The 26,270-nt window shown below is 71.6% G+C and carries 25 protein-coding genes; 12 read left to right on the forward strand and 13 right to left on the reverse strand.

All coding sequences use genetic code 11. The features are described from left to right. Together EDD29_RS08595 and EDD29_RS08600 are read left to right on the forward strand one after the other, a co-directional pair. Nucleotides 1-993 (forward strand): ABC transporter permease, encoded by a 993-nt coding sequence (locus EDD29_RS08595; protein ID WP_123663877.1) that lies wholly within the window; start codon nucleotides 1-3, stop codon nucleotides 991-993. Between the two features lie 49 nt (nucleotides 994-1,042). Beyond that, on the forward strand, nucleotides 1,043-2,254 hold the full coding sequence (locus tag EDD29_RS08600; protein ID WP_123663878.1) for a GNAT family N-acetyltransferase: 1,212 nt from the start codon (nucleotides 1,043-1,045) through the stop codon (nucleotides 2,252-2,254). Nucleotides 2,255-2,549: 295 nt separating this feature from the next. Here EDD29_RS08600 and EDD29_RS08605 read toward each other — a convergent pair whose 3' ends face one another. Beyond that, nucleotides 2,550-4,058, reverse strand: coding sequence for an FAD-dependent monooxygenase (locus EDD29_RS08605; RefSeq protein WP_123663879.1), 1,509 nt, complete (start codon nucleotides 4,056-4,058; stop codon nucleotides 2,550-2,552). Between the two features lie 129 nt (nucleotides 4,059-4,187). On the opposite strand from EDD29_RS08605, the gene EDD29_RS08610 reads away from it, so the two are divergent. Then, nucleotides 4,188-4,817 (forward strand): TetR/AcrR family transcriptional regulator, encoded by a 630-nt coding sequence (locus tag EDD29_RS08610; RefSeq protein WP_211359604.1) that lies wholly within the window; start codon nucleotides 4,188-4,190, stop codon nucleotides 4,815-4,817. On the opposite strand, the gene EDD29_RS08615 is transcribed toward EDD29_RS08610, so the two are convergent. From EDD29_RS08615 to aceA, 7 genes are all read right to left on the reverse strand, one after another. Next, the gene (locus EDD29_RS08615; RefSeq protein WP_123663880.1) at nucleotides 4,814-5,776 is read right to left on the reverse strand and encodes an ABC transporter ATP-binding protein; all 963 of its coding nucleotides are present in this window, start codon (nucleotides 5,774-5,776) and stop codon (nucleotides 4,814-4,816) included. The genes EDD29_RS08610 and EDD29_RS08615 overlap by 4 nt on opposite strands. Before the next feature lie 70 nt (nucleotides 5,777-5,846). After that, nucleotides 5,847-6,143: a hypothetical protein gene (locus EDD29_RS08620; protein WP_123663881.1), complete on the reverse strand. Its 297-nt coding sequence runs from the start codon at nucleotides 6,141-6,143 to the stop codon at nucleotides 5,847-5,849. Nucleotides 6,144-6,239: 96 nt separating this feature from the next. Continuing rightward, nucleotides 6,240-7,097, reverse strand: coding sequence for a DUF5753 domain-containing protein (locus tag EDD29_RS08625; protein ID WP_123663882.1), 858 nt, complete (start codon nucleotides 7,095-7,097; stop codon nucleotides 6,240-6,242). Between the two features lie 49 nt (nucleotides 7,098-7,146). After that, entirely contained in the window at nucleotides 7,147-7,338 is a 192-nt protein-coding gene (locus EDD29_RS08630; protein WP_123663883.1) for a hypothetical protein, read from the reverse strand. Nucleotides 7,339-7,637: 299 nt separating this feature from the next. Then, nucleotides 7,638-8,426, reverse strand: coding sequence for an ABC transporter permease (locus EDD29_RS08635; RefSeq protein ID WP_246052620.1), 789 nt, complete (start codon nucleotides 8,424-8,426; stop codon nucleotides 7,638-7,640). Beyond that, on the reverse strand, nucleotides 8,419-9,207 hold the full coding sequence (locus EDD29_RS08640) for an ABC transporter permease (RefSeq protein WP_123663884.1): 789 nt from the start codon (nucleotides 9,205-9,207) through the stop codon (nucleotides 8,419-8,421). The genes EDD29_RS08635 and EDD29_RS08640 overlap by 8 nt, the downstream gene beginning before the upstream one ends. 181 nt (nucleotides 9,208-9,388) lie before the next feature. Continuing rightward, the gene (gene aceA, locus EDD29_RS08645) at nucleotides 9,389-10,675 is read right to left on the reverse strand and encodes an isocitrate lyase (protein WP_123663885.1); all 1,287 of its coding nucleotides are present in this window, start codon (nucleotides 10,673-10,675) and stop codon (nucleotides 9,389-9,391) included. Between the two features lie 177 nt (nucleotides 10,676-10,852). Here aceA and EDD29_RS08650 point away from each other — a divergent pair, with 177 nt between their 5' ends. The 3 genes from EDD29_RS08650 (at nucleotide 10,853) to EDD29_RS08660 (ending at nucleotide 14,879) form a co-directional block, all read left to right on the forward strand. Continuing rightward, complete coding sequence (locus tag EDD29_RS08650; protein WP_425454959.1) at nucleotides 10,853-12,265, forward strand: helix-turn-helix domain-containing protein; 1,413 nt, start codon at nucleotides 10,853-10,855, stop codon at nucleotides 12,263-12,265. Between the two features lie 231 nt (nucleotides 12,266-12,496). Beyond that, nucleotides 12,497-13,462, forward strand: a complete 966-nt coding sequence (locus EDD29_RS08655; RefSeq protein ID WP_246052622.1) for a glucosyl-3-phosphoglycerate synthase — start codon at nucleotides 12,497-12,499, stop codon at nucleotides 13,460-13,462. A gap of 190 nt (nucleotides 13,463-13,652) precedes the next feature. Then, nucleotides 13,653-14,879 carry an acyl-CoA dehydrogenase family protein gene (locus EDD29_RS08660; protein ID WP_123663888.1) on the forward strand — a complete coding sequence of 409 codons (1,227 nt, stop codon included), beginning with the start codon at nucleotides 13,653-13,655 and terminating at the stop codon, nucleotides 14,877-14,879. 288 nt (nucleotides 14,880-15,167) lie between these two features. On the opposite strand, the gene EDD29_RS08665 is transcribed toward EDD29_RS08660, so the two are convergent. Together EDD29_RS08665 and EDD29_RS08670 are read right to left on the reverse strand one after the other, a co-directional pair. Then, nucleotides 15,168-15,617, reverse strand: coding sequence for a hypothetical protein (locus tag EDD29_RS08665; protein WP_123663889.1), 450 nt, complete (start codon nucleotides 15,615-15,617; stop codon nucleotides 15,168-15,170). Nucleotides 15,618-15,971: 354 nt separating this feature from the next. Beyond that, nucleotides 15,972-16,643 carry a type 1 periplasmic-binding domain-containing protein gene (locus EDD29_RS08670; RefSeq protein ID WP_123663890.1) on the reverse strand — a complete coding sequence of 224 codons (672 nt, stop codon included), beginning with the start codon at nucleotides 16,641-16,643 and terminating at the stop codon, nucleotides 15,972-15,974. Nucleotides 16,644-16,845: 202 nt separating this feature from the next. Between EDD29_RS08670 and EDD29_RS08675 the strand changes: the two genes are divergently transcribed. The 4 genes from EDD29_RS08675 (at nucleotide 16,846) to EDD29_RS08690 (ending at nucleotide 21,617) form a co-directional block, all read left to right on the forward strand. Further along, on the forward strand, nucleotides 16,846-18,402 hold the full coding sequence (locus tag EDD29_RS08675) for a purple acid phosphatase family protein (RefSeq protein WP_211359605.1): 1,557 nt from the start codon (nucleotides 16,846-16,848) through the stop codon (nucleotides 18,400-18,402). Nucleotides 18,403-18,474: 72 nt separating this feature from the next. Further along, nucleotides 18,475-19,512: a WxL protein peptidoglycan domain-containing protein gene (locus tag EDD29_RS08680; protein WP_123663891.1), complete on the forward strand. Its 1,038-nt coding sequence runs from the start codon at nucleotides 18,475-18,477 to the stop codon at nucleotides 19,510-19,512. 40 nt (nucleotides 19,513-19,552) lie between these two features. After that, nucleotides 19,553-20,758, forward strand: a complete 1,206-nt coding sequence (locus EDD29_RS08685) for a HupE/UreJ family protein (protein ID WP_123663892.1) — start codon at nucleotides 19,553-19,555, stop codon at nucleotides 20,756-20,758. A gap of 76 nt (nucleotides 20,759-20,834) precedes the next feature. After that, nucleotides 20,835-21,617: an SDR family oxidoreductase gene (locus EDD29_RS08690; protein ID WP_123663893.1), complete on the forward strand. Its 783-nt coding sequence runs from the start codon at nucleotides 20,835-20,837 to the stop codon at nucleotides 21,615-21,617. A gap of 56 nt (nucleotides 21,618-21,673) precedes the next feature. Here the strand turns inward: EDD29_RS08690 and EDD29_RS08695 are convergent, their stop codons facing one another. After that, nucleotides 21,674-22,882, reverse strand: a complete 1,209-nt coding sequence (locus EDD29_RS08695) for an oxygenase MpaB family protein (RefSeq protein ID WP_123663894.1) — start codon at nucleotides 22,880-22,882, stop codon at nucleotides 21,674-21,676. A gap of 190 nt (nucleotides 22,883-23,072) precedes the next feature. On the opposite strand from EDD29_RS08695, the gene EDD29_RS08700 reads away from it, so the two are divergent. Then, complete coding sequence (locus EDD29_RS08700) at nucleotides 23,073-23,753, forward strand: TetR/AcrR family transcriptional regulator (RefSeq protein ID WP_123663895.1); 681 nt, start codon at nucleotides 23,073-23,075, stop codon at nucleotides 23,751-23,753. Between the two features lie 167 nt (nucleotides 23,754-23,920). Beyond that, nucleotides 23,921-24,145 (forward strand): hypothetical protein, encoded by a 225-nt coding sequence (locus EDD29_RS08705; RefSeq protein ID WP_123663896.1) that lies wholly within the window; start codon nucleotides 23,921-23,923, stop codon nucleotides 24,143-24,145. A 16-nt stretch (nucleotides 24,146-24,161) separates the two neighbouring features. Here the strand turns inward: EDD29_RS08705 and EDD29_RS08710 are convergent, their stop codons facing one another. Together EDD29_RS08710 and EDD29_RS08715 are read right to left on the reverse strand one after the other, a co-directional pair. Further along, nucleotides 24,162-25,190, reverse strand: coding sequence for an NAD-dependent epimerase/dehydratase family protein (locus EDD29_RS08710; protein WP_123663897.1), 1,029 nt, complete (start codon nucleotides 25,188-25,190; stop codon nucleotides 24,162-24,164). Between the two features lie 101 nt (nucleotides 25,191-25,291). Further along, on the reverse strand, nucleotides 25,292-26,248 hold the full coding sequence (locus EDD29_RS08715) for a helix-turn-helix transcriptional regulator (RefSeq protein WP_123663898.1): 957 nt from the start codon (nucleotides 26,246-26,248) through the stop codon (nucleotides 25,292-25,294). Between the last annotated feature and the right edge of the window lie 22 nt (nucleotides 26,249-26,270).

Below are 26,270 nucleotides of genomic sequence, written 5' to 3' on the forward strand. Positions count from 1 at the left end.
ATGCTCAAGTACACCCTGAACCAGGCGTCCCGGGCGCTGACGACCCTGCTCATCGTGCTCGTCGCCACGTTCGCGCTCACCCGCGTCGCCTACCGCGACCCCGCCGCCGTGCTCGCCCCCCGCAACGCCGACCAGCAGACCCTCGACGGGATCACCCGGGCGCTGCGCCTCGACGAGCCGTGGTACCTCCAGTTGTGGCACTACCTGTACCGCGGCCCCGACATCCAGGGCGCGGAGATGGGCCTGTTCCACTGGCCGCCCGCCCTCGGCTACTCCTTCCGCCAGCAGCGCCCGGTCACCGAGCTGATCCTGGAGAAGATCCCCGCGACGCTCTCCCTCGCGCTCGGCGCCGTCGTCCTCTGGATGGCGCTGGCGCTGCTGTTCGGCGTGCTCGCGGCGCGCAGGCGCGACACGTGGGTGGACCACGGCCTGTCCGTCGTCTCCTACACGGGCCTGTCGGTGCCGACGTTCCTCACCGGGATCCTGCTGGCCTATTTCCTGTACTTCAAGCTCTCCACGTACGGCATCCGCTGGTTCCCCAGCGGCGGCTACGTCCCGCTCACCGAGGACCCTGCGCAGTGGGCACGGCACCTGCTGCTGCCCTGGCTCACCATCGCCCTCGCCGAGATCGGCGTGTTCCAGCGCGTCGTGCGGGCGCACCTGCTCGACGTCCTGGGCGCGGACTACATCAGGACGGCCCGCGCCAAGGGCGTCTCCGAGCGCCGCGTGCACTTCGACCACGCGCTCGGCGCGGCGCTCAACCCGATCATCACGCTCGGCGGCCTGGAACTCGCCGCGCTGATGGGCGGCGCGATCGTCACCGAGCAGATCTTCGGGCTCGACGGGGTCGGGCGGCTCGCCGTCGAGGCCGCGGTCGGAGGGGACTTCCCCGTGGTCATCGGCACCACGGTCCTCGCCGCGGCGGTCTTCGTCGTCTCGACGTTCGCGGTGGACGTCGTCACCCGGCTGCGCGACCCCGCGGGCGTCACCTGAGCCCCGTCCCTCCCCGACCCCCTGACACCCTCCCGGAAGGAGACTCACCATGAGCCTGGACGTCCGCGCCCTCCGCTCCGAGGACGACGTGCGTGCGGCGGGCGCGGTCTTCCGCACCGCCATGGTGGGGCTGCCCCCGCTGCCCGGCGGCCTCGACTTCGCCGACTTCTTCGAGCCGGGCCGCGCCTTCGGCGTCTTCGACGGCGGCACGCTCGTCGGCACGACCGACTCCTACACGAGCTGGCTCGCGGTGCCCGGCGGCGCCCGGGTCCCGCACGCCGCGGTCACCCACGTCGGGGTGCTGCCCACGCACACCCGGCGCGGCATCGTGCGCGCGCTCATGCGGCGCCAGCTGGCGGACGCCGGCGCGCGGGGCGAGCTCGTCGCGACGCTGCGGGCCTCCGAGGGCGGCATCTACGAGCGGTTCGGGTACGGCGTCGCCGGGTCGGCCGCACACCGCGAGCTGGACCGGCGCAGGGCGGTCCTGCGGGACACGGTGCCGGCGGGCGGGCCGGTGCGGCTCCTGGACTCCGGGACCGCCGCCGAGCGGCTCGCCCGGATCTACGAGCACGGCGGGCCCGCCTGGACGGGCGCGATCGCCCGGCCGTCGTACTGGTGGCGGCTCCAGGACCTGCGCCACTCGGGCGGCGCGTACGACCCCCACGTCGCGGTGCACGGCCCGGCCGGGGCCGAGGACGGGTTCGTGCGCTACCACCCCGTCGACACCGCCTCCTGGTTCACCAGCCGCGACCGCACGATCGTGGTGGACGACCTCGTCGCCTTCACCCCGGAGGCGTACGCCGGGCTGGTCCGCTTCCTGCTCGGCGTGGACCTCGTCGACCGGATCGTCTTCCCGCACCTCGCGGTCGACGACCCGCTGGCGGCGCTGCTCACCGACGAGCGCGCCGTACGCACGGGCGGCGTCGCCGACGAGACCTGGCTGCGCCTGGTCGACGTCGAGGCGGCCCTGGCCCGCCGCACCTACCGCGGCGCCGGCTCGGTGACCCTCGCCGTCACCGACGACCTCCTCCCGGACAACACCGGCACCTACCGCGTCAGCGCGTCGGGCGCGGCCAGAACCGACTCCCCGCCCGCCCTGTCCCTGGACGTCGCGACCCTGGCCGCCCTCTACCTCGGCGGCTCCCGCTGGTGGCAGCACGCCCGCGCCGGACGCGTCGCGGAACTCGCCGAGGGCGCGCTCCACACCGCCGAAGAGCTCTTCGCCACCGACACCCTGCCCTTCGCAGGCACCTCCTTCTGACCCGCCCCCGACCCCCGGCCGCCCCGGCAGGCCGGACCGGCCCCTTCCACCCCTGCCGCTCGGCCGGACCGGACGCGGGCCCTGGTTCCCGGCCGCCCCGGCGGGCCGGATGCCGGCCTCTTTCACCCTGGCCGTTCGGGAGGGCTGGATGCGGACCCCTTCCACCCCGCCCGCTCGGCCGGACCGGACGCGGGCCCTGGTTCCCGGCCGCCCCGGCGGGCCGGGAGGGGGCCGCTCGGCCGGTCGTCTCGGCCGCTCGGGCGGGCAGGGGGCGGGGCTCGGCGGCTTCGGCGGTTCAGTGGGCGGTGAGGCGGGTCAGATAGGCGGACGTCTCGGCCTCCTCCGGGGTGTCGGTGGCGAGGCCGATGTAGCCGTCGGGGCGGAGGACGAAGAGGGTGTCGCGGCCTTCGGCGACGCCGTAGGCGGTGTGGGCGGTGCCGTCGACGTCTTCGAAGGCGGGGGAGCCGACGGCGACGGTCAGCGCGGGGGCGACCGCCTCGGCGACGCGGCGGGCGCCCCCGCCGAAGGCGAGGAGGACCGGGGAACCGGTGTGGATGAGGGGGAACAGGCGGACGGAGGCGCCGTCGGCCTTGCCGATCGCGTCGGGGGCGCGGTCGCCCGCGTGCGCCTCGGCGGGCGCGGCGCGGCGCTCGACGGTGAGCGGGCTGCCGGGGTAGCCCAGGACGAGCTGCTGGAGCTCGGGGTCGTCGCGGCGGAGCGCGTCGGCGGCGCCCTCGCGCACCTTCTCGTGCAGGGCCGTGCTGAGGCCCAGGACGTTCGCCGCGACGGGCAGGCGCTCGGCCTCGTAGGTGTCCAGCAGCCCGGTGTCGCCGCCCTGGAGCACCGCGGCGAGCTTCCAGCCCAGGTTGTAGGCGTCCTGGACGCCGGTGTTCAGGCCCTGGCCGCCCGCGGGGGAGTGCACGTGCGCGGCGTCCCCGGCCAGGAAGACCCGGTCGACGCGGAAGCGCTCGGCCATCCGGATGTTCGGCCGGAACACCGAGGACCACACCAGTTCGGTGAGCTCGATCCGGCCGGCGCCCGCGGCGGCGTCCACGGCCTCCTGGAACACCGCGAGGGAGAGCTCGGGGATCGGCGCGCCCGGCGGGACCGGAAGGAAGACCTGGAAGGTGTCGGTCCCGGCGAGCGGGCACAGGGCGACGGGGAAGGGGCGCGCCTTGGACTGGAAGATGCTCCAGACGTCGTGGTCGAGTCCCCGCGCGCGGACGTCGCCGATCAGCATCCGCTCCTCCTCGCGCGTCTCGCCGAGGAAGGTGACGCCCAGGCCCTTGCGGACCGTGCTGCGCCCGCCGTCGGTGCCGACCAGGTACTTCGCGCGGATCTCCCGCTCCTCCCCGGCCTCCCGAACGACGGCCGTCACCCCCGCGCCGTCCTGCGCGAAGGAGACGAGCGCGGCGTCCGGGACCACCGCCCCGCCCAGCTCGGCGAGCCGCTCGCGCAGGATCGATCCGGTCCGCCACTGCGGCACCATCCACCCGTTCGGGTAAGGCACATCGGCGGTGGCCTCCCGCGGCTCGTCCATGTACCCGCTGAACGCGACCTCGCCGTCCACCTCCATCCGGATCGGCGGGTAGGGCCCCCCGAGCGCCAGCACCCTCTCCAGCACCCCCAGATCCTCCAGGACCTCCAGCGAGCGCGGCTGGAGCCCCTTTCCCCGGGACCCCGCGAAGGGCTCCGCATCCCGCTCCAGAAGCACGTGGGCGACGCCCCTCCGCGCCAGCTCGCAGGCCAGGACGAGCCCGGCGGGCCCCGCCCCGGCGATCAGGACCTCGGTCTCGGTACGCATGCCGGCTCCTTTAATGAATCCGTGTTCGGCGAATCCATGTTCGCTGGATTCGCATTCGCTGAATGAGTTTTCACTGAAGCTGGATTCACCATAGCTCGGTGCTAGCGTCTTGCGCAAGGAGGTGGGAGCGTGGCCGCGAACGCGACCGAAGGCGGGGTGCGCAAACTGCGCGCAGCGCAGACCGAGACCGCGCTGAAGGAGGCGGCCGTGCGGGTGTTCGCGCGGGTCGGCTACCTGAACGCGAAGATCACGGACATCACCGCGGAGGCGGGCCGGTCGGCCGGCTCGTTCTACAGCCACTTCGAGGGCAAGGAGCAGCTGCTCGAGGCGCTGCTCCGGGACCTGATGGACCAGGGCGACCGCGACGTGATCATGGACGTCGCGCACAGTCCCGACTTCACCTCGCGGGCCGCGGTCCGCTGGCACGTGGCCCAGTCGTGGTCCTTCACCACGGCGCACGCGCCGGTCATGACCGCGCTGCGCCAGGCGTCGCTGGTCGACGAGCGGTTCGCGCGGCGGCTGTTCGAGCTCATGGCGCCGCTCGCCGCCGACCTCGCCGGGCACTTCGCCTACGTCTCGGCCGCCGGGCGGACCCTCCCAGGCCCGCCCGAGGACCTCGCGCGCGCCATGATGGCCCTGGTGACCGAGTACCACGCGGTCTGGCTCACCCAGCCCGAGGAGACCCGCCTCCCGGCCGACGCGGCCATCGACCTCGTCACCGATCTGGTCTGCACCGGCATCTCCGGTGGCGCCGCCTAGCCGTCCAGGGCGGGGCCCCGGCTGTACAGGCGGGTGACGACGTCCTCGATGTCGGGTTCGCGCAGCGCGATGTCGACCACGTCGTGGGCGCCCGCGACCGAGGCGACGACGGAGGCCGCGTTGACGTCCGGCGGGATCGCCAGCCACATCCGGGGGCCCTCGCGCTTGATCAGCCGGATCCCGGGCGGCGGGACGGGCGCCGGGGCGGCCGAGGCGAGGTCGACCACGAGGGTGCGGTCGGCGGGCGCGGTCGCGCGCAGGGCGTCGAGGGTGCCGTCGAAGGCGAGGCGGCCGTGGTCGATGACCATGACGCGGCGGCACAGCCGCTCGATGTCGCCGAGGTCGTGCGTGGTGAGCAGGACCGTCGTGCCCTCCTCGGCGTTGATCCTGGCGAGGAAGTCCCGGACGGTCGCCTTGCTCACCACGTCGAGGCCGATCGTGGGCTCGTCGAGGACGAGGAGCTCGGGGGAGTGCAGGAGCGCCGCGGTGAGATCGCCCCGCATCCGCTGGCCGAGGCTGAGCTGCCGGACGGGCGTGGCGAGGAACGGCCCGAGCTCCAGCAGCTCGGTCAGCTCCCCGAGCCTGCTCCGGAACCGCCCCTCATCTACTTTGTAAAGGTGCCGGATCAGGGCGAAGCTGTCCCGGAGCGGCAGATCCCACCAGAGCGTCGTCCGCTGCCCGAACACCACCCCGATCCGCCGCGCCAGCTCCGTGCGCCGCCGCGCCGGATCCAGCCCGGCCACCCGCACCTCGCCCGACGACGCCGTCAGGATGCCCGTGAGCATCTTGATCGTCGTGCTCTTGCCCGCCCCGTTGGGCCCCAGATATCCGACGAACTCCCCGGCCCCCACCTCGAACGACATCTCCGCGACGGCCGTCACCACGCTCCTGTCCCGCCGCAGGAACCCCTTCTTCGTGTAAACCGGGAACGCCTTCGTCACCCCGTCCAGCCGGATCATGGCCCCTCCCCGTCCGAACCTCCGAGCCTGCCACCCGGGCCGTCCGGCGTCCACGGCTTTCGCGCGGGGGTCAGGGGGCGGTGGCCCGCCTGTGGACTTCCAGGGCGGTCGCGCCGGGCGCGTCGGCGGGGGAGATGGGGGTGCCGCCGGGGTGGGTGAACCAGAGGCGGCCGGAGTCTTCGGGGCGGGTGTGGCACCAGACCTCGACGGGGGCGCCCTCGTCGAGGGCGGCGGTGAGGTGCCAGTGGGCCGTGCGGACGGTGAAGCCGCGGCGGCGGAGGAGGGTGGCGAGGTGCTCCAGGGCCGCGCGGCGGGGCAGCCCCATGTCGCCGGGGGCGGCTCTGCGGGCGGTGGGCGCGTCGGGCACGGGGGGCTCCTCTCCGGCGCATGTCTGCATTACCCAGAACGTTAGGTTTTGGGCGTTTCGTTACGGAGGGGGTGTGGCGAAGTGTGGCCCCCCACTTCAGCCGAGACTGTCCCGCGCCCGCGCGATGAGTGCCCGCGCCTCCTCGTCCCGGACGGCGATCGCGCCCAGATCGGTGAAAGCCGCCTCATAACGGGCGACCTCGGTCGGGGTCGTCACCGCGACCTCCGCCGACAGCAGCTCCACGTCCACCCGGTCGGCGTCGTAGAGGATGAAGGTCTCCAGCACCCACTGCCTGGCCCGGTCGGCGTTCATCGGGATGACCAGCACCGCGACCCGGGGCATGCCGACCACGTCGAGGAGCCTGTCGAGCTGCTCGCGCATCGCCGCGGGGCCGCCGTGCCCGTAGTACAGGACCGCTTCCTCCAGGACGAACGTGTACGTGTGCCCCGGCGCGCGCATCACCCGCTGGCGGGCCAGCCGGGCCTCGACGGCCTGGGCGACGTCGTCGGGCGTGCCGAACCGCTCGGTGATGGAGGTGAGCAGGGCCGCGGCGTACCCGCGGGTCTGGAGCATGCCCGGGATCACCTGGGAGGCGTAGACGCGCAGGTGCCCTGTCCGCTCGTACAGCGGGACCTTGGCGATCTGGAGGCGGCGCAGGCCGGCGCGCTGGGTGCGCTTCCACTCGACGTACACGCCCTCGGCGGTGCGCAGCTCGGCGAGCAGGTCCTCGACCCGCTCCTCGGCGGCGCAGGCCCGGCACCAGATGCGGATCACCTCGGGGGTGGCCGCGCGCACGCCGTGCTCGATCTTGGAGACCCGGGTGCGGTCCCAGCCCGCGGCGGTGGCGAGCGCGACGGCGGTCAGCCCGGCGTCCAGGCGGATCTCCCGCAGCCGGTCGGCCAGCGCCTGGCGGGCCGCCTGAGCGGGGGGGTAGGGGGAGGGGCGCTGCGGCATCGCGGGCTCACCGGCTCACACGGACGCGAGGGACGGCGCCCGGCGCGCGTCAGTGGACGGGATCGCCGTTTTCGACTGCACTCAGGGCCTCCAGGATCAGCTTCCGCATCCGGGCCGGGATGCGGACCATCGTCTCGCGCTCGCCCATCGGGCTGTGTCTGGCCGTCTGGGCGCGGGTCTCGACGTCGGTCTCTTCGTCCCCCTGGAACAGGAGGTCGCCGCTCGTAGGGTCGACGAACAATGCGGGGCAGTTCCCACCGTTCGTCAAAGGATCTATGCACAAGAAGACTATGGGCACGAAAGGGACATTCTCGGATCGATGGCGTGCCTGTCCGAGGCACATGGTGCCCTCATCTTCTCCCGGGCACCACAGCCGCCGTCGGGGTTGGCCGGACTAGGCCAAGATCGGGATCTAGGCCCAGATGTTGCGCGGTGAAGGATTTGGCAGGTCATAGGGCTCTTTAGCGGCTAAACAGCCCTAATCAAGCCGATTTGACACAGGTCGCACATTTTGCTCTGTGATCACGGTGCGTCCGTCCGTCAGCTGCCCGTCGAGGTGTACCGGCGCAGGCCCGCCCGCCAGGCCAGGGCCGCCGCCAGGCACAGCGCCGCGGTGACGACCGGCCCGAGGAACCTGACGAACACCGGCAGCCCCAGCGGATCGGTCCGGCCGAGGATGTACAGCGACGGCTGCCAGTTCACGAACGCCAGCGGGACGGTGAACGTCAGCGCCCGCATGAAGTCCCGCCCGTACAGCGACATCGGGTGCTGGGCCATGAAGACCCCGCCCCAGGTGACGGCCTTGGTCGCCTCGTGCCCGTTGACCAGGACGAACTGCACGGCCGAGGCCAGCACCCACAGCGCCCCGAACAGCACCGCCCCGTTGATGATCATGAGCACGGTCAGGGCCACGTCCGACGGCGCGAGGTCGAGCCGCGCGAGGCTCCACCCCAGTACCGTCGCCGACGGGAGCAGCCTGCCGAGCTTGCGCGGCGAGAAGTCCTCGGTGGCGAGCTGGACGAGCGGCCCGACCGGCCGGATCAGCATCGTGTCGAGCGATCCGGCCCGGATGTGCGTGCCGAGCCGGTCGGCCGACCCGACGGCGAGGTCGCTGAACGTGAACGAGAGCTGGCACGCCCCGTACAGGAAGCCCGCCTCGGCCGCGGAGAGCCCGCCGAGCACGGGCATGTGGGTGAACAGGATGACGATCGCGACGAGGTCGAGCGAGGTGCTGACGGCCGCGCCGCCGATCATCGCGACGAGCGTGACGGGGTACTGGGCGGCGGCGCGGACCCAGGTCCAGGCGAGCAGCCCCCACGTCCTAACCACCCTGGATCACCAGCTTCCGGTGGGCCGCCCCGGTCAGCACCCGCCCGAGGCCCAGCAGCGCCGCGGCCCAGGCCGCCTGGAAGGCGTACGCCCCGGCGAGATCCCAGCCCTGGTGCTTGCCGAGGTAGACGTCGGCGGGCACCTGGACGAGCGCGGCCCAGGGCAGCGCGTTCGCCACGTCGCCGAGCAGGCCGGGGAAGACGACGAGGGGGAGGATCATCCCGGAGAAGAACAGCGAGCAGACCAGCGACAGCCCCTCGATGCCCCGGGCGTCATGGATCCAGAAGACGGCGAGGGCCACGAGGTACCGCAGCGCGAAGCTCACCGTGACGGCCAGCACGACCGAGCCGAGGAACGCCGCCCACCGGCCGGGGCCGCCCGGCAGGACGATCCCGAAGGCCAGCAGGCCCGCGGCCATCGGCGGCAGGCCCCGGGCGAGGAGCGTGAACGCGGCGCGCCCCAGGTCGTCGGCGAGCCACCACAGCTGGAGGTCGGCGGGCCGGTGCAGGTCGATGGCGACGTCCCCGGTGCGCACGCGCTCGGTCAGGTCGAGCCCGCCGAAGATCTTGACGGGTCCGATGAGCGCCTGCGTGAGGAAGCAGAAGGTGATCGCGTCGATGACGGTGTAGCCGCCGAGGTGGGGGCGGTACTCCCACAGGGCGATGAGGAGATAGGCCCGGATGAAGCCGAAAAGGGTGTTGGAGACGGCCTCGCCGAGGGCCGCCAGCCGGTAGGAGGCGTTCCGGCGGAAGGAGAACCAGCACACCAGCGCGTAGGTCATGGGCTCCCTCGGGACACGGGCTCGCGGGGCGCAGACCTTCGAACATAGTCGAGGGGCCCTCCCGGATGCACGGTCCGGAAGGGCCCCTCTCAGGGGACGCGCGCGGCGGAGGGGGAGTGGCCGCGCGTGTCGGGTGTGCCGTCCCCGGGAGGGTGGGCCCTGGGGACGGCTTCAGATGGGCCTAGTGGAACTGCTCCGACTCGGTGGAGTCCTTGTAGGCCGTGGTCGACGAGTTCGGGCTGATCGCGGTGGAGACCAGGTCGAAGTAGCCGGTGCCGACCTCGCGCTGGTGCTTGGTCGCGGTGTAGCCGCGCGCCTCGCTGGCGAACTCGCGCTCCTGAAGGTCGACGTAGGCGGTCATGCCCTCGCGGGCGTAGCCGTGCGCCAGGTCGAACATCGAGTAGTTGAGCGCGTGGAAGCCGGCCAGCGTGATGAACTGGAACTTGAAGCCCATGTGGCCGAGCTCGCGCTGGAACTTGGCGATGGTCGCGTCGTCCAGGTGCTTCTTCCAGTTGAAGGAAGGCGAGCAGTTGTAGGCCAGCATCTGGTCCGGGTGCTCGGCCTTGACGGCCTCGGCGAACTTGCGGGCCAGCTCCAGGTCCGGGGTGCCGGTCTCCATCCAGATGAGGTCGGAGTAAGGCGCGTAGGCCAGGGCGCGGGCGATGCAGGGCTCGACGCCGTTGCGGACCCGGTAGAAGCCCTCGGCGGTGCGCTCGCCCGTGATGAAGGGGCGGTCGCGCTCGTCCACGTCGGTGGTGATGAGGGTCGCGGCCTCGGCGTCGGTCCGCGCGATCACCAGGGTCGGGACGCCCGAGACGTCGGCCGCGAGACGGGCCGAGTTGAGGGTCTTGATGTGCTGGCCGGTCGGGATGAGGACCTTGCCGCCCAGGTGGCCGCACTTCTTCTCGGAGGCGAGCTGGTCCTCCCAGTGGACGCCCGCGGCGCCGGAGGCGATCATGCCCTTCATCAGCTCGTAGGCGTTGAGCACGCCGCCGAAGCCGGCCTCGGCGTCGGCCACGATCGGGGCGAGCCAGTGCGGCGCGTCCTCGAGGCCCTCGGACCAGGTGATCTGGTCGGCGCGCAGCAGCGCGTTGTTGATCCGGCGGACGACCGCGGGCACCGAGTTGGCCGGGTAGATCGACTGGTCCGGGTAGGTCTGGCCGGACAGGTTGGCGTCACCCGCGACCTGCCACCCCGACAGGTAGATGGCCTTGAGGCCCGCCTTGATCTGCTGGACGGCCTGGTTGCCGGTCAGCGCGCCGAGGGCGTGGACGTAGTCCTCCTCGTGCAGGAGCTTCCACAGGCGCTCGGCGCCGAGCCGGGCCAGGGTGTGCTCCTCCTGGACGGAGCCGCGCAGCTTGACGACGTCCTCGGCCGTGTAGGTCCGCTCGATGCCGTTCCAGCGCTCGTCGGTGTTCCAGGCGTTCTGCAGCTCTTGCGCTGCGCCCTTGAGGCGACCCTCAGTCATTGTCTTGCTCCCTCGTTTGTCGTCCCCTGGGTGCTATGTCTCTGAGTGTGCGTCTCTTGACATCAAGGTTCTACTAGGAAGTAACAGAAAGTTCTGCGGTTTTTGCGCTACTATCAAGCCGTGGCGACCTTGCGAAGCGAAGAATCGTTGAACTTGTCGAGTGGTGTAGACCTTTCCGTGTTCGGGCAGCGTCTCCGACACCTCCGCCGTCAGCGTGGTCTTACCCTCTCTGAGCTGGGCGAACGAGTCGGCCGCGCGCCGTCCCAGCTCTCCCTGCTGGAGAACGGCAAGCGGGAACCGAAGCTCTCGCTGCTCCAGTCCCTCGCGCACGCCCTCGCGGTGCCGGTCGAGGAACTTCTCCAGAGAGAGGCCCCGTCGCGCCGCGCGCAGCTCGAGATCGCCCTCGAGGAGGCCCAGCGGGACCCGATCTACACCTCGCTCGGGCTGCCCTACCTCAAGGCGTCCAAGCGGCTCCCCAACGACGTCCTGGAGCACCTGCTCGGCCTCTACGACGAGCTCAAGCGCTCCCGGACCAAGCCGACGGCCTCCCCCGAGGAGGCCCGGATCGCCAACGCCGAGCTGCGCCGCAAGATGCACGACCGGGGCAACTACTTCGGCGACATCGAGCAGGTGGCCCGGCGCACCCTCGACTCCGTCGGGTACAAGTCGGGCGCGCTGTCCCAGGGCATGCTGATGTCCCTCGTCCAGCACTTCGGGTACTCCCTGCGGTACGTGCAGGACCTTCCCCGGTCCGTCAGGTCGATCACCGACCAGCGCAACCGGCGGATCTACCTGGAGCGCGAGCAGCTGGGCATGCACACCCCGCGGACGATCCTGCTCCAGACCCTCGGCCACGTGGCGCTCGGCCACTCGGTGCCCCGCGACTTCGCCGACTTCCTGCGCCAGCGCGTGGAAGCCAACTACTTCGCTGCGGCCACCCTGATCCCCGAGACGACCGTCGTCCCCTACCTCCAGGACGCCAAGGCCAACCGGGAGCTGTCGGTGGAGGACCTCGCCGACATCTTCTCCGTCTCCTACGAGATGGCCGCCCACCGGTTCACCAACATCGCCACCGAGCACCTCGACCTGCGCTGCCACTTCACCAAGAACGACGAGAGCGGCACCATCTACAAGGCATACGCCACCGACGGCCTGGTCTTCCCCGCAGACGAGGACGGCGCGATCGAGGGCCAGCGCATGTGCCGTCAGTGGGGCGGCCGCCGGGTCTTCAACAGCGACGACCGCTTCTCGGTCTTCTACCAGTACACCGACACCCCCACCGGGACGTACTGGTGCCTCTCGCACATCGACCCGAGCCATGAGCGGGACTTCGCGATCACCCTGGGCGTCAGGTTCGAGGACTCCCGCTGGTTCCGCGGCCGCGAGACCCCCAACCGGGTCAAGTCCTCCTGCCCCGACGGAGACTGCTGCCGGCTCCCCCCGGCCGACCTCGCCCAGCGCTGGGAGGGGCAGGTCTGGCCGTCGGCCAGGGCGCACTCCCACGTGCTCTCGGTCCTGCCGCCCGGCGCCTTCCCCGGCGTGGACGAGGCGGACGTCTACATGTTCCTCGACAAGCACAGCACGGAGTGATCCCCAGCATGATCCACAGCGGGATCCACGGCGAGAGGTGATCCACGGCACCCCTTCGAAGGCCCGGAACCTACCGGAGCGAACGGATCGTTCCACTTCACGCGGCCCGACCCCGCCTGTGAACACCATGTTTCGGCCGGTTAAGTTCAGGGGTCGGTCTGCCAGCCTCCGTATATGCGGGTGGATGATCGGGGATGCCCGCGGTGTTCCTTTTCAGGAGAGGAGGGTGCTGTGCTCGCAGAAGCTTCGGACTGGCTCCGCCGCCGGTCCGGCTCCGCCGCGGACTGGCCGGTCGAAACCCTGCTTGGCTTGAAGGGCTCGACCACGGTGAGCGTCGTGCTGCCCGCGCGCGACGAGCAGGACACCGTGGGGACGATCGTGGCGGCGATCCGCCGCGATCTCGTCGAGCGGGCCCCGTTGGTGGACGAGATCGTCGTGATCGACTCCCGTTCCGCCGACGACACCGCGGCGATCGCCGCCGCGGCCGGGGCGAAGGTCTTCGCCCAGGATTCCATTCTGCCCAAACTGCCGTGCCTGTCCGGCAAAGGCGAGGCGCTGTGGAAGTCGCTGGCCGTCACGTCGGGAGACCTCGTGGTCTTCGTCGACGCCGACCTGCTGAACTTCTCGTCCTCCTTCGTGACCGGCCTTCTCGGGCCGCTGCTGTCCGATCCCTCGGTCTCCTACGTGAAAGCGTGCTACGACCGTCCCTACAACGGCGCCGAAGAGTCCTTCGCGGGCGGCGGACGCGTCACCGAACTCGTCGCGAGGCCGCTGCTCAACCTGCACTGGCCGATGCTCGCCGGCGTCGTCCAGCCGCTCGGCGGCGAGTACGCCGGACGCCGCTCGCTGCTGGAGCGGCTGCCCTTCGTCACCGGCTACGGCGTGGAACTCGGGCTCCTGCTCGACGCCTACGAACTCGTCGGCCTCGACGCGCTCGCCCAGGTGGACCTCGGCGTCCGGGAGCACTCCCACCAGCCGACCGACGTCCTGGCGGCGATGTCCGCGCAGATCCTGCAGACCGCGTGGTCGCGGCTCGACCGGCACGGCCTGATGATGCCGCTGTCGGCTCCCTCGCCCACCCTCACCCAGTTCCGGCGGGATGAGACGGGCCACCTCCCGTCCGACCGGGACGCCTCGGTGGGGGAGCGCCCGCCGATGATCGAGATCGAGGAGTACGCGCTGACCGCCCGGCGCTGATCCCTCCCGCTTCGCCGCGGCCCGTCCACGCAGGTGGGCGGGCCGTTCGCTTTCACCACCCTCGAGGACGCACTGTGAGTCCGGTCACGGGCTGATTTCGGCCGCGCCCTTGGCCTACTCGCGGGTAACCCTTGGGTGCTACCGTGGGTAACACATTCACTGGACGGCTAATTCCTAGGGGACCTACACCATGTCCGACGCAGCGAAGAGCTTCTCCCTTGAGCTCACCGAGGATGTCCGGGACGCCCAGGCCTGGTGCCACGAGTTCGCCCGCGACGTCATCCGGCCCGCGGCCGAGGAGTGGGACGAGCGGGAGGAGACTCCCTGGCCGATCATCCAGGAGGCCGCCAAGATCGGCCTGTACTCCCTGGACTTCTTCGCCACCCAGTCCTTCGAGGACTCCGGGCTCGGCATCCCCGTGACGTTCGAGGAGCTCTACTGGGGCGACGCCGGCATCGCCCTCGCGATCACCGGCACCGGCCTGGCCGCCGCGTCCCTCGCCGCGACCGGCACCCCCGAGCAGATCGCCGAGTGGGCGCCGCAGATGTTCGGCACCCCCGACGACGTCAAGCTCGGCGCGTTCTGCGCCTCCGAGCCCGGCGCGGGCTCCGACGTCGGCTCGATCCGCTGCAGGGCCGTCTACGACGAGGCCTCCGACGAGTGGGTCCTGAACGGCACCAAGACCTGGGCGACCAACGGGGGCATCGCCGAGGTCCACATCGTCGTCGCCTCGGTCTACCCCGAGCTCGGCTCGCGCGGCCAGGCGTCCTTCATCATCCCGCCGAACACCCCGGGCTTCTCCCAGGGCCAGAAGTTCAAGAAGCACGGCATCCGCGCCTCGCACACCGCCGAGGTCATCCTCGACAACGTGCGCATCCCGAGCCGCCTCCTCATCGGCGGCAAGGAGAAGTTCGACGCCCGCGTCGCCCGCACCCGCGAGGGCGCCAAGGCCGGCGGCCAGGCCGCCATGAAGACCTTCGAGACCACCCGCCCCACCGTCGGCGCGATGGCACTCGGCGTCGCCCGCGCCGCCTACGACTACGCCCTCGACTATTCCCGCGAGCGCGAGCAGTTCGGCAAGAAGATCGGCGACTTCCAGGCCATCGCCTTCAAGCTCGCCGACATGAAGGTCCGCATCGACGCGAGCCGCCTCCTGATCTGGCGCGCCTCCTGGATGGCCCGCCAAGGCGTCCCCTTCCACAACGCCGAAGGCTCCATGGCCAAGCTCCACGCCTCCGAGACCGCCGTCCGCGTCACCGAAGAAGCCATCCAGATCCTCGGCGGCAACGGCTACACCCGCGACTACCCCGTAGAGCGCATGCACCGCGACTCCAAGATCTTCACCATCTTCGAAGGCACCTCCGAGATCCAGCGCCTCGTCATCGGCCGCGCCGTGACCGGTCTGCCCGTTCGGTAGCCTGACCAGCAAGAACGCGCCCCCGGTTCCCACCCTGACCGGGGGCGCGAGCCTTTCCAGGCAAGATCGAAAGGGCCGGTAAGCGATCTTGTTCCGTCCCCGTTGCGTTGCGGAAGCCGCGACGAGCGCGGTCGGCTTCATCTTGCGGGACGTGGGTCCTGATTCCGCCCGTGCGGGGTGGGCGGCGGCCTCGAAACTCCAGGGCGGGTCATGCGAGGAGGTCCTACCGAAGGGTGTCCTGAGGCGGTGGTGCGGGGTGAGTTCGGCGGTGGGCGGCTGAGCCGGGGGTCAGGGCTGTGTGAAGGCGTAGGTGGCGTCGACGGTGGTACCGCTGACGCACAGGATGCCGCCCGAGCCGTTGACGTGCTGGCTGACGAAGGCGGCGGGGGGCCAGCTGCCGGTCAGGGTGCCGTAGTAGGTGCAGCCAAGGGTCTTCATCGCGAAGTACATGGTGATGGTGTTGCCGTTGATGCCGCCGCTCCAGGGGAGGTTCTGGGGGGTGACGGTGACGTTGCATCCGGTGGCGGTCGCCGCGGTGACGGAGAACGAGCCGGTGGCCATGGTGCCGCTGAGGGTGGAGGTGCAGGTGATGTTGGCGGTGCCGGGGAGATGGATCACCATGTTGCCCGTGCCGCCGGAGGCCGAGAACGGGGTGCTCGCCTGGGCGGAGGACGCCGTCAGGGCGACCGCGGCGGTGGTGGCCGCGGCGAGCGCGGCCGGCTTCGTCTTCCAGGACATGGCTCTCCTCCAACGGAACGGGCGCGTGAGAACGCCCGTGGGGCGGGACCGGCCGTCCGAGGTGGTTCGGTTCCGCCTATGTCGGGTAGGCGGCGAAGAGCCCGGGACTCGGAGCCGGTGTCGGGTCGGCCGTTGTGGTCTCCGAACTCCCGGTTCCGCCGGAAGTTCCAAAATCCCATGGAGGAACTCCGACTTCCAGTGCGCGACTCTGGGCGGTGCGCGACCTCACGCCGGAACCCTGCGGCGGCGCCCTCACCCTGAGGTCGCCACTCGGCCGCGGTACCCGGTGGGGGTGATGCGGTGTGCGCGTTCCTGGGGGAACGGGGCAGTCGGATGTCCGTCACGGTCGGCGGGTCAGGGTAGCCAGAGGACGATGCCGGTGTTGCCGGTGAGGACGGCGGCGACGCCGGCGCGCAGGGCCTGGGCGGCGCGGGCGGGGGTGAAGGTGGCGGGGTCGTAGGTGGAGGAGGCGCCGAGGCCTTCACCGCGGAAGGAGGCGCCGGCCCAGTCGGCGGCGGTGACGTTGCCGGTGGGTTCGGCGAGTTCGGCGCCGACGACGAGGAACTGCTGGTCCAGGTGGTTGGCGCTGACGAGCGCGAGGGGGTCGATGAGGGCGTCGCCCGCGCTGATGACGAGGTCGGGGCGCATGCCGAGCGCGTCGGTGATGCGGGGGACGAGGTCGTCGGACCGGTGGGCGGTGAGGGTCCGCAGGTCGACGTCCTCCGCGTCGGCCCAGGTCCGCACGGCGTCGACGAGGGTGGCGGTCGGGGCGTCGTCGCCGCTGGTGAGCAGCACCACGCGGTAGTCCTCCGGCGGGTGGACGCCGTCCCAGGAACCGGGGCGCGGCGCGACCGTCGCCTCCGGCGAGGGCGGCGCGGTCGGGTCGACGAAACCGGGGCCGAGGGTGCCGACCGGGGTGGGCAGGGCGTGCGGCTCGGACCACGCGTCGCCGGACCCGCATCCGCCGAGGAGCGCGGCGGCGACGGCGGCGGCCAGGACGCCGGCGGACAGGGGTCGAGAGCGCATGGAGCGGTCCTCCGTGGTGACGGGCGAATGCGCTCATTCCTACCGCATCCAGACGGATTCTCAGGGATCGGGCTCCGGATACCTCTCCCCCCACCAGCAGTTATGCGTCATGGAACGGTCCATCTCCCTGGAGTTCACTTTTGATCCACTTGTCCCAGAAAACGTGTCAAAGCTCTGTAAACCCACGAGTGATCGGAAACGAATGAAGCTCCCCAAGAGCGCACAGGTCTCCAAGCCGGTGCGCCGGATGGCGGCGGTGGGTGCCGCAGCGGTGGTCGGCGCCACCGTGGTGTTCGGCGGCGGTTTCGCGACCGCGGCCGGCGCCGAAGGCGTCGCGACGTCCACCGGCATCGTGCTGGGCGTGGGCGCCGACGAGGCGCAGCGCGTCGTGTCCTGGTACTCCTCGGTCGGCACGGCCCAGGTCGTCCAGGTCGTGCCCACCTCGAAGATCCGCAAGGGCGTCTTCCCCGCGAACGCCGTCACCTTCCCGGCGACGGTCGCGGCGAACACCGTCAACGGCGGCTTCAACGGCCACGCCACGATCGACGGCCTGAAGCAGAACACGCGGTACTCCTACCGTGTCGGCGCCGAGGGCGCCTGGTCGCAGACCTACGAGTTCCAGACGCAGAGGTTCGACGGCAACTTCGACTTCCTGTTCTATGGCGACCCGCAGATCGGCGCGTCGGGCAACACGGCGAAGGACGGCGAAGGCTGGGCGGACACCGTGTCCGTCTCGCTCGCGGCCAACCCGCACGCCGAGCTGCTCGTCTCGGGCGGCGACCAGGTCGAGACCGCCAACACCGAGTCGCAGTGGGACGCGTTCCTCGCGCCCGACGGGCTGCGCTCCTACCCGTGGGCCGCCACCATCGGCAACCACGACGTCGGCGGCAAGGCCTACGAACAGCACTTCTGGACCCCGAACACCGACCGCTCCGCCGCCTACTACAACGGCGCGGCGGCCACCCGGTCCGGCGGCGACTACTGGTTCACCTACAAGGACGTCCTGTTCATCGACCTGAACAGCAACGCCTACGCGAGCGGCTCCGACGAGGCCCACATCGCCTACGTCACCGACGTCATCAAGAAGCACGGCGCCAAGGCCGAGCACACCGTGCTGGTCTACCACCACGCCATCTACTCGCCGGCCGCCCACGCCAACGACGGCGACAACAAGCAGCGCCGCCAGGACTTCCCGACGGCGTTCTCCGAGCTCGGCGTGGACCTGGTCCTGCAGGGCCACGACCACAGCTACTCGCGCAGCTACGAGATCAAGAACGGGCAGAAGGCGAACCCCGACGAGCAGCCCGGCGCCACCAAGGTGCAGCAGGGCCCCGGCGGTGTCATCTACGTGACGGCCAACAGCGCCTCCGGCTCGAAGTACTACGACCTCACCGCGCCGGACACCACCGCGGACCCGGACTACGGCCCGGACCCGCTGAACCCGGACAGCCACTGGGCCAACTCGGTGGAGAACCAGGAGCACGTCCGCACCTACGTGCGGGTGCGGGTGCGCGACGGCAAGCTCGTCGTCGAGAACCTGCGCAGCGGCACCTGCGCCGGCCCGAACGCGGCCGTCGAGCTGGGCAAGGTCGACTGGTGCGGCCCTGACAGCGGCGCCACCGCGGCGAAGCCGGTCGGCTCGGTCGTCGACAAGGTCGTGATCCACACCTACAAGGCCGACAAGGGCCACCACGGCAAGCCCGGGAAGAACGACAAGCCCGAGAAGAACGACCAGCCGAAGAGCTCCTGGCTCCACTGACGGCTGCGGGCGGGCGCTCCAGGGCGCCCGCCCCTCCCTTCCCCGCTCCCGACCCCGCCCGAGGACCCCCAGATGCATCCGCGCAGACCGCGCACGACCACCGGAATCTTCGTCCGAGCCGCCGCGGCGGCGCTGCTCGCCCTGCTCGGACTCGCCGGGACGCCCGCGCACGCCGCGGACGGCGAGGCCGCCTGGGACGTCGCGACGGCGTCCAACGACTTCGGCGCGGACCGGCAGAACTACGCCTACAGCCTCGATCCGGGCGGACGGGTGGAGGACGGCCTGGTGATCGTCAACCCGGGGAGCACGCCCCTCACCCTCGCGGTGTACACCGCCGACGCGTTCACCGCGGGGGACGGCCTGCTGGACCTGGCCGGCCGGGACGAGGCGGCGGAGGGGATCGGCGCGTGGGCGCGGAGCGCCGTGTCCGAGGTGACGGTCCCGCCGGACGCCTCGGCCGAGGTGCCGTTCACGCTCGACGTTCCCGACGACGCCGCGCCCGGGGACTACCTGGGCGGCATCGTGGCCTCGCCGACGCCGTCCGGCGGCGCCGAACAGCGCAGGGGCGTCCGGATCCGGCTGCGGGTCGGCGGACCGCTGGAGCCCGGCCTTTCGGTGACGGACCTCGACGTGCGCTATTCGGGCGGATCCCCTTTCGCCAAGGGCGATGCCGTCGTGACCTACACGATCCGCAACACGGGCAACGCGATCGTCTCGGCGCGGCAGAAGGTGTCGCTGGCCGGGCCCTTCGGGAAGTTCGCCGTCGCCGCGGACGAGGTGGAGGACTCGCCGCAGCTGCTGCCCGGTGAGATCTGGAAGGTCGGCGTCACGGTCCGCGGCGTCGCCCCCGCGCTCAGGCTGACCGGGGTGATCTCCCTGACGCCGCTGCTGGCCGACGCCTCGGGGTCGATCGCCCCGCTCAAGGCGGTCGGCGCCACGACGCACCTGTGGCCGCTGCCATGGCAGGCTCCGCTGCTCGCCGTCGTCTGCCTGCTGGTGGTCGCGTTCGCGATCTCCCGCCTGCGCCGCCGTCCGGGCGCGCCGGCCGACGCCCCTGCCGAGCCCGCCCCCGGCGAGCCCGCCGCCGAGCAGGAGAACGCCGACGGCTAGGGCGTCTCCGCTTCTTCCGTTTCCGTGTCAAAGGAGTCACATGTCATTCGCCGCACGAGTCGGCGCCGTCGTCACCGCTCTGGTGGCGTTCGTGCTGGTCTCCGCCGGTCCGGTGTCGGCGCACGGGTTCACGTCCACCGTCTACGCCGACCTCACCGCGCCCGCGGCCGGGCGCGTCCGGGTGGACCTCGGACTGGAGTACGACCTGCTCGTCGTCTCCGCCGCGGACGCCGGGAAGGACGACGCGCTCTTCCGCGCCGGGGACGGCGCGTTCCAGAACGGTGACCCGATGGAGCAGGCCGCGGCGCTCGACGCGCACGCGGCCTCCGTCGTCGCGTACGTGGCGGACCGCTTCAAGGTCACGGCCGAAGGCGCGGCGTGCACCGCGGTCCCGGACGGCGGATTCGCGATCGAGCGCCGGGAAGGCGTGCCGTACGCGCGGCTGGCGCTCGGCTACCGGTGCCCGGAGGCCGCCTCGGCGCACGAGGTGCGCGTCGGGCTCTTCCCGGACGCCGAAGGGTACGTCAAGGGCGTCAAGACGATCGTCACCTACGACCTCGACCTGACGTCCGGCAGCGCGGCCCTCGACGGGCAGCACCCGTCGTTCTCCACCCGGCAGTCCCCGCTCCAGCGGTTCTGGGAGTTCTTCCGGCTCGGCGCCGAGCACCTGCTCCTGGGCTTCGACCACATCCTGTTCCTGCTGGCGCTCATCGCGGGCTCGCGGCGCGTGCGTGAGATGATCTTCGCGGCGACGGCGTTCACGCTGGCCCACTCGGTGACGTTCGCGCTCGCCGCGCTGGGCGTCGTCGCGGTGCCCGCCGGGTTCGTCGAGCCGGTGATCGCCCTGTCGATCTCGGTCGTCGCGGGCTGGCACCTGTGGCGGCTGTGGCGGCACCGCTCGCACGCCGCGGACCTCGCGCCGGAGGCCGCCGGACGCCTCGGCCTCGACGCGGCGGGCTGGACGCGCCTCGCGGTCGTCTTCTGCTTCGGCCTCGTCCACGGCCTGGGCTTCGCGTCCGCGCTGGGCATCCAGCAGGCGTGGTCGTGGACCCTCCTGTGGTCCCTGCTGGTCTTCAACGTCGGCATCGAGGCCGCCCAGCTGGCGATCATCGCCCTCGTCTTCCCGGTCCTGGCCTACCTGCGCACGCACCGCCCGGCGGCGGGCCTGCGCACCACCGGGGGCATCGCGGCGGGCGTCTCGGCGATGGGCCTGTTCTGGTTCATGCGGCGGACCCTGGGGATGTGACCGCTTCGCCCCGCCGATCGCCGGCGGCGGGGCGAAGGCTAGCCTTGGCCGTCTCTCAGGGAAGGGCGGGCCGCAGGTGGAACTCGGGTTGGCGGGCAGGACGGCGGTGGTGACCGGCGCCGGGCGGGGGATCGGGCTGGAGACGGTGCGGGCGCTGGTCGCCGAAGGGGTGCGGGTCGTCGGTGGGACGCGGACGGTCACGAAGCAGCTGACGGACACGGGGGCGGAGGTCGTCGCGGCGGATCTGGGCACGGCGGAAGGGGTCGCCCTGCTCGTGGACAGGGCGATCGAGGTGATGGGCGGGGTGGATCTGCTCGTCAACAACGTGGGGGCGGGCGACGACGTGGTGCCCGGCGGGTTCCTCGACGCCGACGACGACGCGTGGGGGCGGGTCTTCGACCTCAATCTGATGAGCGCCGTGCGGGCCACCCGGGCGGCGCTGCCGAGCCTGCTGGAACGGGGCGGGCGGGTCGTCAACGTGTCGTCGATCAACGCGCGGATGCCGTCCGGCGGGCCCGCCGCCTACAGCGCGGCGAAAGCGGCGCTGACCGCGTTCGGGAAGTCGCTGGCCGAGGAGTTCGGCCCGCGGGGCGTGCGCGTCAACACCGTGTCGCCGGGCGTCGTCCGCACCGCGATCTGGGAGGACCCGGAAGGATTCGGCGGAAAGCTGGCCGCCGCCGTCGGCGCGGACCCCGCGAAGTTCCTGGCCCGCCTGCCGCGCGCCGCGGGCATCACCACGGGCCGCCTCACCGAGCCCCACGAGGTCGCCGCCCTCATCGTCTACCTCCTGTCCGACGCCGCGGCCCCCATCATGGGCGCCGACTACGTCATCGACGGCGGCACCCTCAAGTCCTCCTGACCCCGGAGCCGCGGGTGCGGACCCGGCCGGTCCCGGAGGGCCGGCCGGGAGGGCGGTCAGGTGGGGCGGTTGGTGTCCGGGATCTCGATGCTGATGGTCTGTGCCTCGGACAGGAACAGCAGGACGAACTTGCGGAGGATCTCGTCGAAGGTCCAGTAGGCCTCCGGGGCGAGCGGGAACGGCAGCAGGCCCTCCCGGACGGCGACGAAGGGCGGCCACGCCGTCTTGAGCAGGCCGGTCCAGAACGGGGTCTTCTTGATCTCCAGCCACTCGGCGATCCGGTCGCCGAGCAGGAACCTGGTGAACGCGCTCAGGACGGGCCTGGTGAGGACCGACCCGTCGATGGTGGAGCCCAGGTCGAGCAGGACGTCGGCGAGCTTGATGCCCTCGGGGGTGGGCGCGAGGATCGGGTCGAGCACCTGCTTGGCCTGGGAGTTCGCCTCGTCCCAGGTGGCCGGGATGTACTCGTCCTTGATGCCGAGCATGTGCGCGCCGACCTGCCAGGAGTGCAGGAACGCGGTCGACTCGGCGGCCGGGATCGGCACCTTCCAGGCGACGAGGTTGCGCATGACGGTCGTCGGGAGGCTGTGCCAGGTGACCATCATGTCCGCCTGGGAGATGGGGATCTCCTCGTCGGCGGAGGCGGTCCAGTAGGGGGACTGCGGCAGGAGGTGGCGCACGGCGGCGTGCACGAGCCGGGTCTTGACGCAGGTGACGATCATCTCGCCGTCGTCGGTGTAGGCGTTCTTCGAGCCGATGTCGTAGCCGAGCTTCGCGGTCTTGGAGATGCGGTCCTTCATGTCCGCGCCGCCCTTGGAGTGGTAGACCGCGCGGGCCTCCTTGGGAATGACGGTGCTCATCATGCCGCTGGCGAGGCCGTACAGGACGCCTAGGTACAGTCCGCGCTTCTCGTTGAAGTCGACCGCCGCGGTGAGCTTGCCCGGGTCGGACCACGCCGGCATCACGCGGGCCTTGTCCATGAAGGCCTTCAGGTCGGCGGGCAGCCCGTCGGGCAGGGGCTGGGCGTTCTTGGTCCAGGTGCGCAGGAGCGCGTTGACCCGGGGCACGTCGCCGCGGTCGATGACGGCCGCGAGCAGGGCGTCGGCCTCGGGGTCCCACACCCACTTGGGGTCGAGGCCCGCGCCCTCGCCGACGACCGAGCCCTTCGGCGACCACGACCAGGCGGGGGCGGCCCCGGAGAGGGCGCCGACCGCGCCGAGCGCCCCGCCGGCCATGAGCACATTGCGTCTGCTGGGTATCTCCATGCCTTCGCTCCTCCTCGAAGCTGACGGCACCCGTTCGTGATACAGCGCTGATACGATGAAACGCTTCCTGATTCGGCGTATCATGGGGTGGTAGGCTCATGACAGCACAGCGTTTTGGCGGCGGCAAGGCCCTATCGTGAAAGTCGGCGGCGCCGACGACGGACGGCGGGCGGCCGTGTCAGGAGGAATCATGGAACCTGGGCTGTCCTCGATCGTGACCCCTTCGACGGCCGATCCCGAGTCGCTGATCAAGCGCGCCTACACCGAGGCGGTCGAAGGCGTCGACGACGTGGACGCCGCCCGCGCGCGCGTCCTCGACGCGGCCTACGAGCTGTTCTGCCGGATGGGCATCCAGCGCTCGACCATGGAGGACGTGGCCCGCCGCGCGGGGGTCTCCCGGATCACGGTCTACCGGCGGTTCGCCACCAAGGACGCGCTGGTCGAACAGGTCGTGCGGCGCGAGTTCCGGCGCTACTTCGACCAGTTCCTCGTCGAGATCGAACGGGCCGAGACCGCCGCGGACAGGGTCGTCCTGGGGTTCGTCAGCTCGCTGCGCGCGATCCGCGGCAACCCGCTCATCGGCGGCCTCATCGCCACCGAGCCCGACCTCATGGTCCCGTCCATGATCAACGACGGCGCCCTCATCGCCACGGTCCGCCGGTTCGTCGCGGGCCAGATCCGCAGCGAGCAGCGGGCCGGCACCGTCTCCGCCGACCTCGACACCGACCTCGTCGCCGAGATGATGGTCCGCATCTCCGCCTCCTTCCTCGCCATCCCCACCGACCTCGTCGACCTGGACGACGAAGCCCAGCTCGCCGCCCTGGCCCACCGCTTCCTCGTCCCCATGCTCACCCCCCCGCCCACCCCCTGACGTCCTGGTCCCCACCCCGTGAGACCGCCGTCCGGCCACCTCGGGCCATGACCGCACGGCCGGGCGCGGGTCGTCGAGCCGGGGGACGGGTCCACCGCGGTCACGGCAGGGGAGCAGCGAGCGGGGAAGGGGGTGGAAACGGGGGGAAAGCGGGTAGGTACGGGGGTGTGAGCGATGAGGAGTTCGGGAAAGAGCGGGATCTCCTGGCACGGTGGTACCAGGCGACCGGGGACGTCGTGCGGGTGGTGCGGGCGCGGATGCGGCAGCTCGAGGGGGCGGCCTCGGCCCCGGAGGGGCGGCTGCTGGAGCATCCCGACCTCGCGGCGCTCGACCTGTTCCTGGAGAACTTCTACGGCGGCGGCGACGGGCTGCCCGGGGCGTCGCCGGGTTGACGGGGCCGCTGCGGGGTCAGCGGTGGAGCCAGGCCGCGTAGTGGTCGAGCACGGTCTGTTCGGCGGGACGGTAGGCGAGGCCGAGGTCGCGGGTGCTGCGGGTGTTGTCGACGGCGAAGCGGATGCCCAGGTGGTTGCGGATGTAGTCCTGGGTGAGCCCGAAGCGGGGGCCGAGAATGCGGACGGCCCAGTCCGGGACGGTGTGTCGGGGGATGAGGTATTTGCGGGGGTAGCGTGACCGGATGATCGCGGCCATCTGTGCGAACGAGTACATCTCCGGATGGGCCAGGATGTAGCGCCCCTCGGCCGCGGGGTTCTCGGCGGCCAGGATGTGGGCTTCGGCGACATCGCGGACATCGACGATGGTGAAGCTGAAACCGGGCGCCCCGTAGAAGAACAGGCCGCGCATCAGCTCGTCCATGAGGAAGAGGCTGCCGGACTCCGACGCGGGCGTGAACGACGGCCCGAGGACCAGCCCCGGATTGACCGCGACGAGCGACCACCTGTCCTGTGCGCCCGCGATCTTCCAGGCCTCCTGCTCCGCGACGGTCTTGGCGTAGTGGTACGGATTGTTCTCGACCGTGCTCGTCGTATTGAAGTGCTCCTCGGTGAGCGTCCTGTCCTTCATGTCGTGGACGTCGATGTAGTCGCCGAAGATCGCCCCGACCGTCGAGGTGAGCACCACCCGCTCGACCGACGGCGTCGCCTCGACGCTCCCGAGCACGTTCCTGGTCCCTTCGAGGGCGGGCTCGACCATCTCGGCGTACCCGTCGCGGATCTTCTCCGGCATCCAGAACGGCGACGCCACATGGAACACGACCTCGCAGCCGTCCATCGCCTCCGCGAACGACCCGGGCTCCAGCAGATCCGCCTCGAACAGGGCGAGCCGTTCGCTTCCCGGCAGATCCCTCAGCGGGCCCGTCTTCCGCTCGTCCGCGACGTCCCGGACCGTCGCCCGCACCCGGTAGCCCCGGCAGAGCAGCGCGCCCACCAGATGGCTGCCGACGAACCCGCTTCCGCCCGTCACCAGAGCCGTCCTGCCCATCGTGTCCTCCTCGGTCCGTGTTCCGTCATCGGGTTGCGCGCGATTCTCGTCCCTGCCGCGGCTCCGCGGGAGCCCCGCACGGCCTCGAATCCGAAGATCTCTCAGGATGGGCCGGGCTCGTAGAGGGCGCCGAGCTCCGCGCCGATCCGCGCGAGCTCGGCGCGGACGGACGGCGGGTCGAGCACCTCCAGGAGCGCGCCCCATCCGGCGAGGGAGCGCGCCAGGTCGAGGGGCGTGGGGGCGGCCACACGGATGCGGAGGAGATCGGGCGAAGGCGGGTCGGGGAGCGGGTGGCAGTGCCGGCCGAAGTGGGTGCGCAGCACGGGGAGGTGGCTGGGGTGGGTCGCGACGGTCGCCCACGTCCTGGCGCGCCGGCCCTCGATCTCCTCGACGACCTCTCGCCACGCCTGGGCGAGGGTGAAGTCGTCGGGGAACGCGAAAGGCTCCTCGGTAAGGGCGGCCGACAGGACGCGGTCCACCCGGAAGGTGCGCCGACCCTGGTCGGTGCCCGCGATGAGGTACCAGACCTCGTCCTTGTCGATGAGGCCCCAGGGGGAGACGAGGCGGTCGGAGGGCGGCCCGGTGCGGGCGGCGTAGGCGAGCCGGATCCGGCGCCGGCGGACGACCGCGGACTGGAGGACGGCCACGAGCGGCGGCCGGGAGCGGGCGGCGCCGCCCCAGGAGACGGGGTCGACGACGACGGCGTCCGAGGCGGCCCGGGCGTCCGCGCGGAACGTGGTCGGGAGCGCGCCGGTGAGCTTGCGGAGCGCGGCCTTGGCCTCCGCGGAGGCGGACGAAGCCGGACCGAGCAGGAGGAACAGGGCCTGGGTCTCGCCCGAGGTCAGCCCGCTCAGGTCGGTGCGGGCCCCGCCGACGAGCGCCCAGCCGCCGCCGCGCCCGGGCTGCGGGTAGACCGGCACACCCGCCGCCGCGAGGGCCTCGAGGTCGCGGCGGGCCGTGGCGAGGGAGACGTCGAGTTCCGCGGCGAGGTCGGCGGCGGTCATCCGGCCGCGGGACTGGAACAGCATCAAAGCGGCGAGGAGGCGGTCTGCGCGCATTCCCGGATTCTCTCCGCAAAAG

The organism is Actinocorallia herbida, from assembly GCF_003751225.1.
In the GTDB taxonomy this organism is placed as follows: Bacteria; Actinomycetota; Actinomycetes; order Streptosporangiales; family Streptosporangiaceae; genus Actinocorallia; species Actinocorallia herbida.

Excerpts from the sequence above, each read along its gene's own strand:
- EDD29_RS08605 (WP_123663879.1), bottom strand. The coding sequence starts at position 4,058 with ATGCGTACCGAGACCGAGGTCCTGATCGCCGGGGCGGGGCCCGCCGGG.
- EDD29_RS08695 (WP_123663894.1), bottom strand. The coding sequence starts at position 22,882 with ATGGAGATACCCAGCAGACGCAATGTGCTCATGGCCGGCGGGGCGCTC.
- EDD29_RS08615 (WP_123663880.1), bottom strand. The coding sequence starts at position 5,776 with ATGATCCGGCTGGACGGGGTGACGAAGGCGTTCCCGGTTTACACGAAG.
- EDD29_RS08680 (WP_123663891.1), top strand. The coding sequence starts at position 18,475 with ATGCATCCGCGCAGACCGCGCACGACCACCGGAATCTTCGTCCGAGCC.
- EDD29_RS08660 (WP_123663888.1), top strand. The coding sequence starts at position 13,653 with ATGTCCGACGCAGCGAAGAGCTTCTCCCTTGAGCTCACCGAGGATGTC.
- EDD29_RS08675 (WP_211359605.1), top strand. The coding sequence starts at position 16,846 with ATGAAGCTCCCCAAGAGCGCACAGGTCTCCAAGCCGGTGCGCCGGATG.
- EDD29_RS08625 (WP_123663882.1), bottom strand. The coding sequence starts at position 7,097 with ATGCCGCAGCGCCCCTCCCCCTACCCCCCCGCTCAGGCGGCCCGCCAG.
- EDD29_RS08715 (WP_123663898.1), bottom strand. The coding sequence starts at position 26,248 with ATGCGCGCAGACCGCCTCCTCGCCGCTTTGATGCTGTTCCAGTCCCGC.
- EDD29_RS08670 (WP_123663890.1), bottom strand. The coding sequence starts at position 16,643 with ATGCGCTCTCGACCCCTGTCCGCCGGCGTCCTGGCCGCCGCCGTCGCC.
- EDD29_RS08710 (WP_123663897.1), bottom strand. The coding sequence starts at position 25,190 with ATGGGCAGGACGGCTCTGGTGACGGGCGGAAGCGGGTTCGTCGGCAGC.
- EDD29_RS08600 (WP_123663878.1), top strand. The coding sequence starts at position 1,043 with ATGAGCCTGGACGTCCGCGCCCTCCGCTCCGAGGACGACGTGCGTGCG.
- EDD29_RS08685 (WP_123663892.1), top strand. The coding sequence starts at position 19,553 with ATGTCATTCGCCGCACGAGTCGGCGCCGTCGTCACCGCTCTGGTGGCG.
- EDD29_RS08700 (WP_123663895.1), top strand. The coding sequence starts at position 23,073 with ATGGAACCTGGGCTGTCCTCGATCGTGACCCCTTCGACGGCCGATCCC.
- EDD29_RS08595 (WP_123663877.1), top strand. The coding sequence starts at position 1 with ATGCTCAAGTACACCCTGAACCAGGCGTCCCGGGCGCTGACGACCCTG.
- aceA (WP_123663885.1), bottom strand. The coding sequence starts at position 10,675 with ATGACTGAGGGTCGCCTCAAGGGCGCAGCGCAAGAGCTGCAGAACGCC.
- EDD29_RS08665 (WP_123663889.1), bottom strand. The coding sequence starts at position 15,617 with ATGTCCTGGAAGACGAAGCCGGCCGCGCTCGCCGCGGCCACCACCGCC.
- EDD29_RS08640 (WP_123663884.1), bottom strand. The coding sequence starts at position 9,207 with ATGACCTACGCGCTGGTGTGCTGGTTCTCCTTCCGCCGGAACGCCTCC.